The organism is Rossellomorea aquimaris, from assembly GCF_008180865.1.
GTDB classification, from domain to species: domain Bacteria; phylum Bacillota; class Bacilli; order Bacillales; family Bacillaceae_B; genus Rossellomorea; species Rossellomorea yichunensis.
In genome coordinates this window covers 871,923-889,496 of sequence record NZ_VTEX01000001.1, presented here as the reverse complement: position 1 = coordinate 889,496, position 17,574 = coordinate 871,923, and the positions used below count along the sequence as shown (strand labels likewise).

Annotated in this window: 9 protein-coding genes; 3 read left to right on the top strand and 6 right to left on the bottom strand. The window is 41.8% G+C overall.

The features are described from left to right. Positions 1–45 precede the first annotated feature (45 nt). On the bottom strand, positions 46–7,608 hold the full coding sequence (locus FZC88_RS04325; protein WP_148993778.1) for a carboxypeptidase regulatory-like domain-containing protein: 7,563 nt from the start codon (positions 7,606–7,608) through the stop codon (positions 46–48). A gap of 192 nt (positions 7,609–7,800) precedes the next feature. Next, positions 7,801–8,682 (bottom strand): TetR/AcrR family transcriptional regulator, encoded by an 882-nt coding sequence (locus tag FZC88_RS04320; protein ID WP_148993777.1) that lies wholly within the window; start codon positions 8,680–8,682, stop codon positions 7,801–7,803. A gap of 212 nt (positions 8,683–8,894) precedes the next feature. Between FZC88_RS04320 and FZC88_RS04315 the strand changes: the two genes are divergently transcribed. The 3 genes from FZC88_RS04315 (at position 8,895) to FZC88_RS04305 (ending at position 14,160) form a co-directional block, all read left to right on the top strand. Beyond that, the gene (locus FZC88_RS04315) at positions 8,895–11,954 is read left to right on the top strand and encodes an efflux RND transporter permease subunit (protein ID WP_148993776.1); all 3,060 of its coding nucleotides are present in this window, start codon (positions 8,895–8,897) and stop codon (positions 11,952–11,954) included. 130 nt (positions 11,955–12,084) lie between these two features. Next, positions 12,085–13,536, top strand: a complete 1,452-nt coding sequence (locus tag FZC88_RS04310) for an MDR family MFS transporter (protein ID WP_148993775.1) — start codon at positions 12,085–12,087, stop codon at positions 13,534–13,536. Positions 13,537–13,665: 129 nt separating this feature from the next. Then, positions 13,666–14,160, top strand: a complete 495-nt coding sequence (locus FZC88_RS04305) for a DinB family protein (protein ID WP_148993774.1) — start codon at positions 13,666–13,668, stop codon at positions 14,158–14,160. Positions 14,161–14,233: 73 nt separating this feature from the next. On the opposite strand, the gene FZC88_RS04300 is transcribed toward FZC88_RS04305, so the two are convergent. The 4 genes from FZC88_RS04300 to FZC88_RS04285 are packed head-to-tail and all read right to left on the bottom strand — an operon-like array spanning position 14,234 to position 17,374. Next, positions 14,234–15,028, bottom strand: a complete 795-nt coding sequence (locus FZC88_RS04300; protein WP_148993773.1) for an ABC transporter permease subunit — start codon at positions 15,026–15,028, stop codon at positions 14,234–14,236. Positions 15,029–15,043: 15 nt separating this feature from the next. Beyond that, positions 15,044–15,835 carry an ABC transporter permease subunit gene (locus FZC88_RS04295; RefSeq protein ID WP_148993772.1) on the bottom strand — a complete coding sequence of 264 codons (792 nt, stop codon included), beginning with the start codon at positions 15,833–15,835 and terminating at the stop codon, positions 15,044–15,046. A 6-nt stretch (positions 15,836–15,841) separates the two neighbouring features. Further along, the gene (locus FZC88_RS04290; RefSeq protein ID WP_148993771.1) at positions 15,842–16,726 is read right to left on the bottom strand and encodes an ABC transporter ATP-binding protein; all 885 of its coding nucleotides are present in this window, start codon (positions 16,724–16,726) and stop codon (positions 15,842–15,844) included. Positions 16,727–16,753: 27 nt separating this feature from the next. Beyond that, the gene (locus FZC88_RS04285; RefSeq protein ID WP_262371669.1) at positions 16,754–17,374 is read right to left on the bottom strand and encodes a TetR/AcrR family transcriptional regulator; all 621 of its coding nucleotides are present in this window, start codon (positions 17,372–17,374) and stop codon (positions 16,754–16,756) included. Between the last annotated feature and the right edge of the window lie 200 nt (positions 17,375–17,574).

Sequence of the window (17,574 nt, the reverse complement as noted above, 5' to 3'; positions counted from 1 at the left end):
CATAAAAAAGAGGTGCTCTCCACTGAAGGGCACCTCTTTTTATTATTAACACATATCCTTTTCTTCTTCTTCCACACGCTTGACATTGGTCCTTGGTGTACAGAAAGTTCCTAAAACTTCAAGAACGACTGGATGAAGTATTTCTATTTCCAGGCATGCGATGAGTTGAAGTTTCACTTGTTCACGAGTGAGGCTTCCCTCTTTCTCACGACACTTGATATCCATAAGAGAGCAGTTCACATTGCTTGCATCCATTCCTTCTGGTAAGCATACGGCTAGTTTTTTATCAAAGAAGATTGGTACTTCCATGGTGCAGAAATCTTCTTCATTAAATAAGGATTGGATGGTCACAAGCAAAAACGCTTGCCCCCGTATCACTACATAACCCGGTGTTCCAGTTTCGAACGAAAGGAGCAAGCATCTCGTCTCGGTATTTGGATTGAGCTGACACTCTACATGTATTCCATCTCCTCTTGCCACGAGTTCATCTACAAACTCCCTGCAATCAGGTGAGAGACTGACGGATTGAGTGGTGTTATGGGTTGCGATGACCCAGTCATACACTTTTTCTACAGAGATGCATTCAGGTCTTATACTTCCTGGTGGCGGAGGTGGGGCTTCTTCTCCTAATTGAACGTTTAACTGTAGGCTTTCGCCTTCTCCAAGTACAATGGAAATCTCTTTGACCGGGTAGCCTGCTGCAGTGAATCGAATCACGTAGGTTCCTGCAGGTAATCCCGTTAGGATATAGAATCCATTTGGATCTGTTAAGGTAGAACGAATCGGAACAATGGAACCTATCGGGAAGATTTGAACAAGAACTTGGGAAATGGGTTCGCCTGTTCGAATGTCAGTGACAATCCCACTTATGCTTGACGGATTATCCTCTAATAAGAAGTTGACTGTCGTCGTGTTACCTCTTGTCACGGTGACATTTTGCATTTGACTTTGATATCCTTGTGCACGCACGACCAGTACGACTGTTCCCCCAGGCAAACCAGAAATGATGTAACTACCATTCATATCTGTAAGGGTAACTCCCAGTAATATTCCATCGAGTGTGAATACTTGGATGATTGCGTTCCCGATCGGATCGAGCGTATTCACGTCACGTACATTTCCCGTAATGGTAGCGGGATTTGGTTCTAAAGCGGCATTGAGGATGGCTGTTTCATTCGGGCTTAATGTGATCTTGAACGTCGACCTGACGTATCCATCAGCTGAGAAGATCACGTTGTAATCACCAGGTGCCAGACCAGTTAATATATAATTTCCTTCTTGGTCCGTCAAGGTGGACGCTACTACGATTCCACTTCCACTGATCACCGTAATGACGCCGGCACTTTGGATCGGCAGTCCTGTTGTCGCATCGGTTACATTACCTGCAATGGTTGCTGGCTGGCGCAGGAGATTCACATTAAGTGTCCGGTCTTCACCATTGGTAAGGAAAATCCTGAAGACTTCACTTGTGTATCCATCAGCCGAAAAGACGATTCGATATTCTCTTGGATCTAACCCCTCAATCACATACTCACCAGAGCCATTGGTAAGGACAGAGGCAATCGGGATCGCTGTACCTATTCTGAAAACTTGTACAAGAGCGGATTGAAGCGGTTGATTGTTCACGTTATCCCGTACAATTCCTCTAAGAGTTGCGGTTTGGTTTGATAAGCTGAAATTCAGTGATTCGGATTCACCCGGTGATAGCGTAACGATGTTAATGCCATCTGCGAAACCGGGTGCACTCGCTATAACAGTGTATTGACCTGCTCCCAAACCTGAAATTGAGTAGAAACCATTTTCATCGGTTAAAATGCTTGTAATAAACACGCCGTCAGAGTTAAAAACTCTCACTAACGCACCTTGTATTCCGGCAGCCGATTGAGCATTTAATACCTCGCCGGAAATGGTTGCTGGATTCGGGTCAAGATTCGCATTCACCGTTTTTGTCCCTTTTGGAGCAAGGATGACCGGTACAACCTCAGTGGCATAGCCGTCTGCTGATATGACTACATTATAGCTTCCCTGTGGTAAATTACCGATAGAATACGTACCGTCACTGGATGTAATGATGCTCCCAACAACGATGTCGGTATTTGGTATAACCACTTGTACAAGTGCACCGCTAAGTAGATCAAATGTGTCTGCATCTCTAATCGTTCCTTTAACCGTTGCAGGGAATGGAACAAGTTCAACATTTAGCACTTCACTATCACCAGGTGATAAAAATACGGTATTCACATTTATGGCGTAATCTTGAAGCTGAGCTTTCACGTCAAAGGTTCCTTGCGGCAGTCCTTCGATTAAATAGTTTCCGTTTTCGTCAGTAAGGACACGTCTCACCAGAATGTCGGTTCCACTTAAATAAACTTCAACAATTACACCGGTTAAAGGGGACTGATCGAATGCATCAACGATGTTTCCACTAAGAGTCGCGGGATTGCCCTGAAGATTAAAGTCTAATAATGTCGTAGAATTAGGCTGAATGTTTGTTTGAACAATTTCGGATTGATAGTCAGGGTTAATGGCGGCTACAGAATAGCTTCCTTGAGCAAGACCTTCGATAAGATATGTTCCGTCAACAGACGTTTGTACGGTCGCTACTACTGTTCCCTGGTTGTCGATGACCCTGATTAATGTGTCTGTCAAGGCTTGTAATGTCGCAGCATCTCTAGCAGTTCCGACAAGGGACCCCGGATTGGGCGTAAGAAGAAGCTCAATTTCAGTAACACCTCCACTCATCACTTCTGCCGATACAGCGCTTGTGCCAAAACCAGGACTGCTTCCGACTAATACATATACCCTTGGGGAGAGGGTCGTCGTCTGGAAGAACCCATTCGAATCCGTAATCGTGGTAAAAATGATTGGACCCGATCCGGAAAGCTCCCTGACTTCGACGTTTGCACCTGGAATCGGATTAAGCGTGAGCGAGTCCCGGACAAATCCTTGTACGATACCCGGATTTGCACTTAATGCAAAGCTTAGTAAACTGGTTTGATTGGATTCTACGATGGCACCAGCCGTCTCCGGTCCAAAATCTGATGCATTGGCAATGACCGTGTACACTCCAGGAGTTACTCTCGAGAAGGTATATTCTCCGTTTTGATTAGATAATGTGGTTTGGACGAGAACATTCGTGAAATCGTATAGTTGAATGACGGCGTTAGCGATTGCATTTCCGTTAGTAAGATTTGAAATAAACCCTTGGAGTTGACCAGGATTTTGCGCCAGATTCAGGGATGCAAATAGAATATCCCCAGGGCCACCGATAACAGACTTCGTATCCGTTCCAAACGAAGAAGCATCAGCTGTGATATTCAATGTGCCTGTTGGTAAAGAGAAAAACGTGACAAATCCACTTTCATCTGTGATTCCTGTTACAATTGGGATGTTATTGGCGTGCCTCACCGTGACCGTTGCTCCTTGGATTGGATTCGCAGTGTTTTCAATCATGACTTGAACGGTTAACATTACTGGAATTGCAGCTAATACGTTTGTTACAGTACTAGTTTGATTGGATTCTACGATTGCTGAAACGGTTGAGGAAGAAAAGTTCGGTACCGTAGCTGTAATGAAGTACGTACCCGGCGCGAGAGATGGAACAGTGTATGTGCCGTCTGAATTTGCAAAAAATGCAACTACCAGAACATTGTTTTCATTGTACACTGAAATCTGAATATCATTTCCTGTTATTGGATTTCCATTGGTGTCTTCAACATTTCCTTCTAATGCACCTGGATTTTCTCCTAGTGACAAATCGGCTCTCGTATCTGTATCACTAATGACAATGGCTCCAATCTGCTCTGTGGTAAAATTCATTTTAGTTGCTGAGACAATATATGAGCCCGGTGATAAGCCACTAACTGAATAGTTTCCAAATACTGAAGTTGTTGTTGTTGCGACTGGAATTTGAGAACTTCCATCAATGATGATTACAGTTACTCCTGAAATCGGTTCTCCTGTGGTTCGATTAGTGATCTGACCGTTGATGGAGCCCGGGTTCGGTATCAAGGAAATATTTACATCACTTAAATCTTGACCCACCTCTACGAAAATCCCTGTAATGACCTGCCCGAACCCAGGTGAATTGACAACCACATTGAATGATCCGCTTGGAAGATTTCCGACAATATATTGTCCAGATGAGTCAGTGAATCCTGAACCGATTAAACTATTATTTTGATCAAGGATTTGTACAATGGCGTTTACAAGTGGATTTCCAAGATTATCCGTCACGATCCCTGACACTGTGCCTGGGTTTGGGGTAAGAGTCAGATCCACGGTTGAAGTTTGATTCGCCAGGACGAAAGCTCCAGCCTGGGCAGTTGAATAGTTAGGAGCCGATCCTAAAACAGTGTAGTTTCCCGGCGTTAAATTATTGAATGAAAATGTCCCATCCTGATTTGGCACGACTGAATCGATTAATACGTTGTTAACATTCCGAAGTTGAATAGTTGTATTCGTTACAAGGGGGCTGATGGTCCCCGTTATCGCTCCTGGATTAGGTTCCAGTGAAACCGAAACCGGCGTTGTCTGCCCTGAATTTACTAGGGCTCCCACTGTCCCGTTTTGGAAGTCGTTTGCAAATACATTCACTGTATAGTTATCAGGTGCGAGTCCTTGAACCATGAATATTCCGTTTGGATCCGTTAATACCGTTGTAATCAGTGTTCCTGAGCTATTCACGATGCTGACACTTGCTCCAGGGATAGGGTTACTCCCAACACTGTCTAAGACTGTCCCCGTTATCTGACCGGGATCAGGTTCAAGTGCGATGCTTCCATCCACTGTTTGATTTGAGGTGACTTGTACAGTAGCGGCATTGGTTTGAAAATCTGGTGCTGAAACCAGGACCGAGTAAATACTTGGAGCCAATCCATTTACAACATATTCTCCATTATTATCTGTCAAAACGGTCGCGATGACTGCTCCACTTGAATCAACAATTCTTACCTCCACATTTGCACCAACTATTGGCGTGCCTGTTTGGGCATTTGATACGATTCCAGATATTGAACCTGGATCAGCTGCCAAGTTAAAGTTCACGTTAGAGGTCATATTCGAAACAACAGTCACCCCTTGAGTGGCAGCCTGAAAATTTGATGCTGCTGCGACAACGGTGTAATTCCCGGGGGCAAGGCTCTGAACCGTATAGGATCCGTCAGGTGACGTGACAGTGGTAGCAACAATGATTCCTGCCCCGGTACTGATTTGAACCGTAACACTTCCTCCGGCAATCGGGGCATTATTCGTGTCTCTAACAAACCCCGTCAATGTACCTGGATCTTCGTTTAACGTAATATTTAACGAGGTGGATTGACCATTTACAATCATTGCTGCAACGGTTTCAGTGGTGTAATTGGGTGCACTAGCAACAACCGTATAGCTTCCTGGAGGCAGTCCGGAGATCATGTAGTTACCATTTGCGTCAGTTACTACAGAATTAATCTGAATATTATTTTGGAATATGGTAACCGTTGCACTTGGTATCCCGGCGGCGTTGGGATCCAGTACTGTTCCTTGAAGTGCTCCAGCAAGCTTGGATAAATACGCATTCACAGTTGTAGAAGTGTTTGATGTAACAACCGCACCGAGGTTTATGGTCGCAAACCCATCAGCTGTAAAGATAAGAGAATACGATCCAGGTAGAAGACTATCAAATGAATATTGTCCACTTCCGTTTGTTGTTGCAGAGGCTACGATGACATTTTGACCGTTCACTGCCTGTACTGAGGCTCCTGAAATGGCCATCAAGGTATCTCCGTCTACTACCGTGCCTTGAATAGAGCCGGGATTGGGCTCAAGGAAAATGTTGGTTATTGTGGTATTGCCAGCTGTAACCGTTGAAAATACTGTCGTTGTACTATAGTTTGTAGCGAAAGACCTGACTTGATAATTCCCTGGAGCGAAATTATTAAAGGAATATTGACCGCTTCCATCTGCCGTCGTGGTGGCAATGAGTACTCCGTTTGAATCAATCAACTCTAAATTTGCCAGTGGGATGGCTGTATTATTGGAGGAATCACGGACTGTACCTGAAATAGCTCCCGGATTTGCAAAGAGGGTAAAATTGACGACCGCTGCCTGGTTGGGCGCTGTCATGACGGATTTTACTTGAGATTGAAAACCGGCTGCGATAACAGAAACATTATAAATACCCGGAGTTACATTTACGAAAGAATAGTTTCCTGCTCCGTTAGTGGATGTGGTGTCTATTACGGTTCCTGAATTATTGAGAAGCTGGACGGCTGCATTGTTAATGGGACCGCCATTTGATACATTTCCGGAAATCGTACTCGGCTGAGGTACAAGTGCAATATCCGCCGTTGTCGATGTACCACCTACTGCCGTTACGTTAGCTGATCCTGTTACATAGTTCGTTAAAGCAGCCTGTACTGTATAGTTTCCAGGTACTGCATTCGTAAATGTATAAAATCCACTTGCGTTTGATTGAGTTGTAGCAATCGTGCTCATTCCTTGAAGAAGAGACACTGTTGTATTCGGGAGTACCAATCCTGTTGATTGATCGGTAATTATCCCATTGATTGTGGCGGTCTGCTGGACAGTGATATTGACGACGGATGTGTTTGATTGTATTGCATTCCCTGATGAAGTATCAAAACCTGAAGCTTGTACCCTATCCAAATTCCGTGAACCACTAGTCGTGAATGCACCATTTAATGTAAATGTTAATGTTGCAGTGGCACCGGGATTCAGATTCCCTACATTCCAGGTAAGCAATTTAGTCACTGAATTGTACGTTGTTAATCCTTGTGAAGTGGAATTCACGACAAAAGAGTTAACGACATCAGGCCCGATAATATCATCCAGAAAGACAGATGTTGCTTGAGAACGCCCGGAATTGGTGACTGTAATGGAGCCGCTCCAATTTGCTTGCTGGCCAAGAACAACTGTTTGTGGCCCGGTGTTCAATACCTTATTCGTTGTTAATTTTGCTCTTATATCAGCTTGTGCTGGAGTGATGGGGTCTGTCAATGCATTTGCAAATGAAAAACCCTCGCTCGTTCTTAAGGAATCTTTATTAAAGTTATTAGCGTTTGCAGAGGTAAAATACACGGCACGAATAGCTGATGAAGCATTTATGCCCAAGAAAGAGAAGACGGTGCTTGCCGGGAGAAACCAATCAAGAAAGAAATCCTGCTCCCCACCAATGCTGGAATCAGCAGGCGATACCCTGGCAAAATCAAAATTGGTAATCTTCTGGGCGAAATTAGGATTTCCGCCGCCAGTCCCTTTTGCTGGATCATTCCACGAATTTACTAATTTCACCGTATTTTGAATCAAACCTACACGATTATTCAACCCATCAACGTTAAAGAGCCAATCGTACGTTCCTGCCACACCAGTAGTGTTGATCAAAACCCCCCATGAGAAATTTCTGAAGCCTGTTAACTGATTATTTCGTGGATCCCCATTCAGCCTTAACCTAAAATAAACATTGGTCCCATCGTATGCGAAGAATCCTGCAGGAAATGTTGAATTTCCTACTATATCCGTCGATACGGGACTCTCATCTCCCAAGACGTCAAATAATGGTGTTCCCCCAATTAAAACAGGGGTATATTGTGAATTACTGGGAAATGCCATAAAAACCCTCCTTTAAATGATATGGTCTTAATTATGGTATTGAAAAATAGGAGCTTTGTCTTACCAAACGTCTAGAAAAACTACTGGAATTGTGTGATTTTTTGGTTCTAATGAAACTCTTTTGCTCATTCTTGATGATATTAAATTTCTAATTCTATCTATTTCTACTATTCAACAAAAAAAACTCCTTCCCTATTTATCAGGAAGGAGCTGCATCTCTAACTCTTCAGCTTCTATTTTCAATTCCTCTGCATCCATCAACAATCGAAATAACCCTTTGATGATCAACTCGTCCGGCTCCGATTGGCGGCATTCCTCTGAAATCCGATTGGCGATATTCATGTAATACTTGACATTTTCTACACTCAACCCGCTTATTTTCTCATACAATCCCTTCCAGGCATTCTCCCTCTTTTCAAATGAAATGAAGGCCCCTTCCCGATCCATGCTTACAGAAAATGATTTCATCATCTTATCATTTAATAATGGCTTGCTCTTACCTTCGAGAAAATCTTCAGCAAGAAGGGATATCTGTCTCACTAAATGTTTCCCGAGAACAGAAGGATCCAGGGTATCGTTGGTAGAAATCAAAAGCATCATATACGATGAATAGATGGATTGGGTCATCCACATGAGGTCCCATATGTAAGGTTTGATCTTACCACCAAATACTTCTAATAGATTATGCTCGAGCCAGCTAAATAACCGTCCTCTCATACGGTGTTCCATTGCAGCCAATTTCTCACTATTCTTCGAGGAATCTCCCCGCATGTGCATCTTCATATATGACTTATATTCAAGTATCCCTTCAAACTGGACTTGAAACTGCTTTGCGAACCGTTCAAGAGGTGGTAAATTCCCTTCTAGCCCGACGACAAAAGCCCGTTCGAAGACAAGTTGCTGATAATGTTCATAAATCGATATGATTAAATCTTCTTTTGATTGAAAAAATGAGTATAGGGAGCCCTTTGAAATGCCGACACTTTCGGCGATTTGCTGCATGGATGTATGATTATATCCGTGTTCTGCAAAGAGCTCTACGGCTGATTCGAGTATTGATTTACGTTTATCCAATTTCTACACCTCTAAATCCAGAGAAAATTCACTCTATCATTTTAACCATACTCTCCAAAAAATAGAAGAGCATTATTTCTTGACTAGAGAAAAAATACATGTAAAATGACTAGTGAGTCAACCGATTAACAGCTGCTATATCAGTAAATATTCAATTTATAAAAAAACATTTGACCCATGAGTCAAAACATTATCAAAGGAGGATAACATTCATGTTGAAAGCTATTTTAAACCGTTCCAAAATCACACTGATTTTTGTCTTGTTGTTTGTGATTATCGGTATTTTTACTTTTTTACAATTACCACAGCGAGAAATACCTGAAACAAGCGTGAACATTGGAACGGTCAGCACCGTTTATCCAGGTGCAACCGTTGACTCTGTTGAGAGGACGGTAACCAATCCCATCGAATCTTCTCTGCAGTCCATCGATGGAATTAAAGAAATCAGCTCTTCCTCTTCAGCCGGTTTCTCTACTATTATTGTAGAGGTTGAAGATGGAGAAAACAAAAAAGAAGTGTTTGGAGATGTGCGACAAGCAGTTTCAGATGCTTCCACCTCTTTTCCTGACGAGGTATTCGATCCGGAAATTAACGAATCCACGGTAAAAATGCCGATTGTTTCCTACCACCTCACAAGTGATAATAAGGAATCCCTCCTTACTCTTCGTGAAGAAATGAACCGTTGGCAGGAAGAAGTCGAGGAAATCTCAGGTGTTTCCAGTATAACGGTAAAAGGATTACCTGAAGAAGAAATTGTCATAGAATTAAAACAGGATAAACTAAAAGAATCCGGACTCAATCCTTCTACTGTCATGAGTGCGATTAATGATGAATACTATCCTACTCCTCTAGGAAAACAAGAAGTCGATAAGGAAGTCGTTCAATTAACGGTTGATCATTACTCAACTCTTAATGAAATGAACGAGCTTTTTGTTGGCAAGAATCCTGATGGAGAATCGGTCTTTTTACAAGATATAGCAAACGTTGAAATTGCTCCTAAAGAGGATAAAGATATTGTCACATTTGAAGGCAAGCCTTCCCTCTCCTTTACAGCATTTGTTCAGGCAGGGGAAGATATCCCTTCTGTGGATGAGAAAGTAAGCGACAAAGTGGATGAACTGGCAAAATCTCTTCCTTCTGATGTGAATCTTGAACCTTATTACTCTCAGGCCACGATTGTAACAGACATCTTTGATGGATTATTTATGTCCCTTGCTATTTCCGTTGTAGCTGTTATCTTGACAACGGCATTGGGACTTACCGTTTCTGGAGCGTTCGTGGTTGCATTAGCCGTTCCGATTTCCGTCCTGATGGGGTTGATTCCACTGCCGTTTTCCGGTGTGGATCTTAATCAGATCTCCGTCATCGGTGCCATCATTGCTCTCGGTATCCTTGTGGATGACTCAATTGTTGTGAATGACAATATTCAACGTCGCTACAAGCTTGGTGATCGTGCGCTTATGGGAGCCGTAAATGGTGTCAAAGAGATCTGGGTTTCGATTGTGACCTCTTCTCTTGCCATTGTATTCACGTTCCTTCCTCTTATATTTTTATCAGGCGGAAACGGAGCGTTCATAAGAGCATTGCCGACTGTGCTGATAACGACGATCATCGCATCAACACTTGTTGCACTGATCTTTGTTCCGATCATGAGATACCTGCTTTATAGTAGAACAACGAAAAAAGTACCAGATGCACCCGGTTTACTAGGAAAACCATTGAATAGGCTGGCTGACTTTTATGCTGATACTATTCTAAAGAAGTTTTCAAAACGACCTGTCTTGGTATCTGCCATCGGTCTCATCTTCACAACCGCCATCTTCGGTCTGATTGCTCTTACACCATTTGAATTCTTCCCGTCAGCTGACCGCGAAGAAGTAACGATTGATGTAACGTTACCAATCGGTACCACGATTGATGAAACAGCGAGCACTTTAGAAGACATGGAACAACTATTAAAAACGGATGAGGGTGTCTATGAAACCTCGGCTTTTGCTGGTTCAGGACTACCTAACTTATTTAACAGCTCTCTTTCAAATTCCGGTCAAAATACAGGTCAATTGGTTGCGAGAGTCGATCGTGAAAATCAAACGGCTCAAGGTCTGATTGACGAATGGACTGACAAACTTAGAGAAGAATATCCTGATGCGTTGATCTTCATGGAAACGATCCAGCAAGGTCCTCCGGCAGGGGCTCCTGTCACAGTAACGGTTTCTGGTCCTGAGATGGATCGATTGATTGAACTTCGTGATAGGATTTCAACTGAAATTGAAAAACTCGATACTGATCTAGTCGTTGATAATGTTGGGGAAATGGAGCCCACAATTGAATATGTTCCAAACCGCGAGCTTCTCGAGGAAAATGGTATTACAATCAATCAGATCAGCCAACAACTCCGATTGGCTACAGAAGGCATTCCGATGAAAGCCTTTGATAATGGTGTCACGAAACGTGCTATGACACTGGTATTAGAAGGAAATGATGATGAAGTGAATCTGTCTTCTCTAGAGGTTCCCGCTGAAACAGCTAATCCTGCTGGACCACCGAAGCTGATTTCCCTTGGAGAGCTGGTGACTCCTGAAAAGAAAGAAGAACTTCAACTCATCCCTCATAAAGACGGGGAACGTGCAATCACGATTCGTGCTTTTCCTGAGAATGAGGAATATTATAAAGAAAATGTCCAGGATATAGTGAAAGATGTACGAGAAAACCTAGACGACAACAATTATTCCATTACATTAGGCGGGGAAAATGAAGCTCAGAATGACTTCTTCGCGGAGATCACAGTACTATTTACCATAGTCATTTTCCTAGTGTATTTAGTCATTGCTCTTCAATTTAATTCATTATCACTTCCGTTCTTAGTGCTTGTCGCTGTTTATCTTGCCATTGCAGGTGCAATTCTCGGGTTATTCGTTACTCAAACCCCGATCAGCTTCCTGGCTGTCATGGGGATGGTGTCTTTAACCGGTATCGTTGTGAGGAACTCTGTCGTGTTGATTGAGTTTATTGAACAGGGATTGAAGAGTGGTATGAGCTTGAAGGAAGCAGTTGTAGAATCAGGGCGTACCCGTATTCGTCCAATTCTACTGACAGCTCTCACGTCGATTGTGGCACTAATTCCTGTTGCAGTCAGCGGAGATGCCCTTTTCACACCACTTGCAGTTACCATTATTTCAGGTATCCTGTTCTCTGCTGTATTAACGTTGATCATAGTTCCGATGATGTATCTTGTCTTCCACCGATTTAGAAGAAATAAGCGCGAAGCATAAGAATATTTTAGAGGTGTGTCCATGTGACACCCCTCTTTTTCTTGATTTAAGGAACAATTCCCTTGAGAAATCATTCAAAATCAAGCATTATAGATAAGTATTTTATTTTAATCTTTAATGGAGGAACAACATGTCATCAAAAATCAATACAAAAGCGATCCTCATTACTTTTATGATCGGTGCTTTTTTTGCCATATTAAATGAAACGTTGTTAAATATCGCCCTAACCGAATTAATGGCTGTATTTAACGTCGATGCTCCCACGGTTCAGTGGTTAGCAACAGGATTCATGCTCGTCATGGGTGTGCTGATGCCTATCTCCGCCCTGCTTATCCAATGGTTCACGACTCGTCAAATGTTTATCGGTGTGATGAGTGTGTTTCTTCTCGGCACGGTGATTGCTGCATGTGCCATGAATTTCCCTATGTTGCTTGCCGGCCGGATGATTCAGGCGGTTGGGACCGGTCTACTCATTCCGGTCATCATGAATGCCTTATTATTAATTTACCGGCCGGAAGTCCGTGGTAAAATCATGGGTACGTTCGGACTGGTCATTATGTTTGCACCAGCGATCGGCCCGACACTTTCTGGTGTGATTGTCGACTTGTTAGGGTGGAGATGGTTATTCATTACGGTCATTCCCTTCGCCGTGTTCTCAATTCTATTCGCATTAAAATATTTACAAAATGTCGGCGAAATCACTCGTCCCAGCGTGGATATCTTGTCCATTATCCTTTCTTCAATTGGTATTGGAGGAATTGTTTACGGATTTAGTTCGGCGGGAGAAGAATCTGCCGGGTTTACGTCTCTGAAAATTATCGTGATTATTTCAATTGCGGTTATAAGCTTAGTACTATTTGTCTTACGTCAGTTAAAGCTTGAAGAACCACTTCTCGATGTTCGTGTTTTCCGATATAAAAGCTATGCGAGAGGAGTATCGATTTTCGTCATTGTCATCATGGCTATGTTTGCATCCGAAATCGTCATGCCCATGTACTTACAAGGACCTCTCGGATATTCTGCAAAAGCAGCCGGATTATTATTACTTCCTGGGGCTCTCTTAAATGGTCTGATGTCTCCTACGATGGGGTCGCTATTCGATAAGCACGGACCAAGAAAACTGATCATCCCAGGAACCTTAACCTTAGTAGGAGTAATGATTTTCTTTAGCACGATTAATCCATCTACACCGATCTGGTTATTCGTTCTTGTCTATATGCTTCTGATGCTATCCATTTCAGCCATCATGATGCCTGCACAAACGAATGGTTTAAATGAACTGCCAAAGCATCTATATCCACATGGGACCGCCATAGCAAACACCCTGCAGCCAGTCGCAGGAGCTCTTGGTGTTTCAATATTTGTCAGCATTATGACACAAAGTCAGGCCGGGTATATTGAAGGGAAATCGGGTGAATTAACAGAAGGACTCTTAAACAATGCCATGACCTACGGTGTACATCATGCTTATTGGTTTGCTCTTGCTTTGGCTGCTGTCGCTTTCCTCATTTCGTTGTTCATCCGGAAAGCTGTTGCTCCTGATTTTGACGGAGAAGTAGAACACGCTGGAAGTGAAAGTTAAGTATATAAATTCCGTAATCCTGAAAAGCTCAGATTCCTGAGCTTTTTTTTTCAAAAGTGCTATTACTGTACGTCCATCTTCCTAAAAGAGTAAAATGGATGTTGAAACCACCCATGAGGAGGAATTTATATGGACAAAGAGATGAAACTAATTGAGGACATCCGTTCTGACCTATTAAATAGTGTGAGTGATTTAACCAATGAGGATTTAAACAGAAGAATTGTAGAAGACCGATGGACAATCATTCAAGTGCTGGACCATCTGTATCTAATGGAAAGATCGTTGACGAAAGCGATTCAAACAACGTTAGCTAAAGGTGAGGAACAGGAAGTGCCATCCAAGCCGATCCACTATACGGTAGATCGTACGACGAAAGTAGATGCACCTCCATTTGTCGTTCCTACAGAAGAAAATCTTACAATTCAAGAAATGAAGGACAAACTGAAAGCTTCTCGTCAAGATCTTCTCACCTTTCTCCATACAACAAGCAAAGTAGAATTACAGAAAAAAGCGTATCCTCACCCTATATTCGGACTTATCCGATTAGATGAATGGGTACCTTTTATCGGGTATCATGAGAAGAGGCATTTAGAGCAGATTGAAGAACTAAAAGCAAAATTATAAACCTATCAATTTAGGAGCTTCTCCTTAGTGGAGAAGCTCCTTTTATCTTTGCAATTCACTAGATTATTTACTTCTATACATTTAAATCCCGCTTTTCATAAAGAACAAAGGTAGCTACCGCCAGAACCCCTATCAAAACAACTGAAATCCCAACAAATACAAATTCCAATCCAGCATCCATCACATTCTTCGCTTCAAAATACTTGAATGGTGTGAGGTATTTCAAGCCTTCGATTTTTCCGCTCAGGTCGATGGCAAAGGAAAGGATAAAGGTGACTAAAAGAACGAATGTTGCTAACGTAGCGGCTTTTCCAGGCTTTTTGGTCGAAGCAGCAATCGCTGTACCGATTACTAAAAATAATACTTGTAAAATTAACATTCCAATCATCGAAATCCCGATATCGCTGGTAATGGATTCTCCATCACTATACCTTCCTACCATAAGTAAAGAAACTAACCATGTGATGATCGACAGAATCCCAACTTGCGTGAAGGCTGCCAACAATTTATTCCCTATGATTCTCTTCCTTGGCATGGGTTTTACGAACAGAAACTCAACGGTTTTATCCCTTTCTTCCTTTGAGATGATTGTTGCACCAATCATTGCTGCATGAATCGTTGAGAGCAACACTATATACAGAAAGAGCACTCCATAATATCCGCTGGCCGTGGACATATCGAGACTGCCTACCCCTAGAAATGCTTGGAGTGATTTTGGCATTTGAGCCATTAGCTCATTCATGGATTGACCTGAAGAAGAGAATCCTGCAAACTTTCCCATTCCCGAACCAATCAAGGCGATCATCCCTATACACCAAATGATGAGGGATTTGCGGTGAGCCTTCATTTCTCTTATATATACGTTCATCTTGAACCCCTCCCCTTATACCGTATGAATATCTTTTTTGTTGTAAATAACGAAGCTTCCAATCAATGAAAGGACAATCAGGAACATCCCCAAGATCAGGAATGACCATTCATATCCCTCTTGGTTCATGATATAGCTATAGTCAAAGTACTTAAACGGAGATAAATAGCGAGTAGCCTTCTCAGCAGCTGCAACCATACCTATTAGAAAAAAGCCAAACACGACTCCTAGTGATAAGCTGATTACCGATTTCCCCTTCGGAAATACAACAGCAATGATGATTCCAACAGCAAACATAATCAATTGAGTGAATAAGAGAGTTAGAGAAATCAGCAAGAATACATACAGGTTGAAATCCTCCACTTTTACCATATTAGCCACAGTGATTGCTGCAATCACATACACGATATTTGTAAAAAGCAGCGATGTTAAAGCTGCGAATATTTTAGAAGAAAGGATCTTTGTACGGGTAACTGGTTTAGTCAACAGAAAATCAGCTGTCTTTTCACGAATTTCCTTCGAGCTAATGGAGATTCCCAGATTCACGGCTTGAATCGCACCGCATAATGTGATGTACAAAAATATATACGAATAAAAACCATTTAGAGAGCCTATAGTGTCCACCTGAATACCTAACGCTTTTCTTACCCCCTCTGGGAATCCTTCCAGGAGCTTCTTAAATTCATTGATCTCTTTATAAATGGAAGGAAACATCGACATAAACAGGATCACTAATACAACGAGTGCACTGGTCCACATAATCGTTGACTTTCGATAAGCCTTTAACTCATATAAAAAGATATTCATAGAGGATCAAGCCTCCTTTTCGTAATAGTGCATGAAGATTTCTTCTAAATCCGGTTCCTCGATCCAAAGATTAGCTATTTGGACATCGGCAATCTTCTTCATCACTGTGTTGATATTCCCCCTGAACAGGAAGCTGACATGATTTTGATACATTTCAAGATTGCTCACACCTTCAAGCTCGAAGTGTGATTGATCTACACCACTTTTCAATTCAAGTTTGAATTTTTTATGATTGTTTTCTTTTAATGTACTGATTTTTTCAACTTGAACGATTTTTCCTTCTTTAATGATCGCTACTCGATCACATAGTCGCTGTACTTCACTTAATATATGAGAAGAAAATAGAATGGTGGCTCCCTTCTTATTTTCAGCTTGAAGCAGTTCGAAGAATTTTTGCTGCATTAAAGGATCCAAACCTGATGTTGGTTCATCCAGGATAATGAGCTTCGGTTCATGGAGCAATCCTTGAACAATTCCCACCTTCTTTTTATTTCCAAGTGAGAGATCATCAATTTTCTTCGTTAAATCTAAGTTCAGCACTTCGGCTAATTCTTTAATCCTCTTTGTGCAGTCTTTCTTATAGAAACTGGCAGAATACTTGAGAAGATCCATCACCTTCATATTGTCGTAATAGAACACTTCAGATGGTAGATATCCTACTTCCTTCGCAATCTCTGGAGCGAACTCAACACAATCTTTTCCAAATATTCTCGCATTGCCGCTAGTCGGATGAATCAGCGAGAGGAGAGTTCTAATCGTCGTTGATTTTCCTGCCCCGTTAGGCCCGATAAAGCCAAAGATCTCCCCTTCTTTCACTTGGAAACTGATGTCGATAACCCCTCTAGACTTTCCGTACGTTTTTGTCAGTTCATTAATTTCTATCACATTCATGGATCTCTTCCTCCCTTTTCCTATTTCTTATTTATAAAATGATGCCTTTAATAATTCGATGTAGGAATCAATTTCAGCCAGCACTTCTTCTTGGTTAATTTCTTCTACGGAAAGTGTCTTAGCTTTTTGCTGCTGTTGATTGGCAATTCCTTCAAAGGTCCAATAAATAATTTGAATCGACTTTTTCACATCGACTCCTTCTTTGAATTTTGATGTATCCATATTGGTGAATAATTTTGCAAAGCTGTTCTCCACCATTTTGGCTTTAATCTGTTGGATATCATCTTTTACTTCCGGTGCTTCTTCGATAAATGCACTAGTAAGAAAATTTATCAGATGTGGATAAACGGCAAAAAGCTCAAACTTTATCAATGTTTCTGCACGAATCGTAACGAAAATATCACGCTGGTTCCAGTCAATACGCTCATAAATCTTCTCAGTGAATAAGTCGGATAGATGTTCATACAGTGAAACATACAAATCCTTTTTGCTTTTAAAATAATGAAATAAAATTCCCTTTGAGATTTTTGCTTCCTTCACGATCGCGTTTGTTGAGGCATTTTGGTAACCATTCTTCGCAAAAACATGAGTTGCTGCATTTATGATCCTTTCTTCTTTCTCAGGATCTATGTTTAATGTTTTAAACAATATTTTCTCATCCTCCTTCTTAGGGACAGGCGTTTGACCGAGTTGGTCAATTTCATTATAACCACTTTTGACCAGCGTGGTCAATAATATTCTAAAATAATACACGCGTGCCCAGCTTAAGAAAATATGAGAGGTCCCAAAATTTTTGCTGATGAGTTTGTTATAAAGATTTATTCTGTAACTTCCAGTCTTAACTTTAT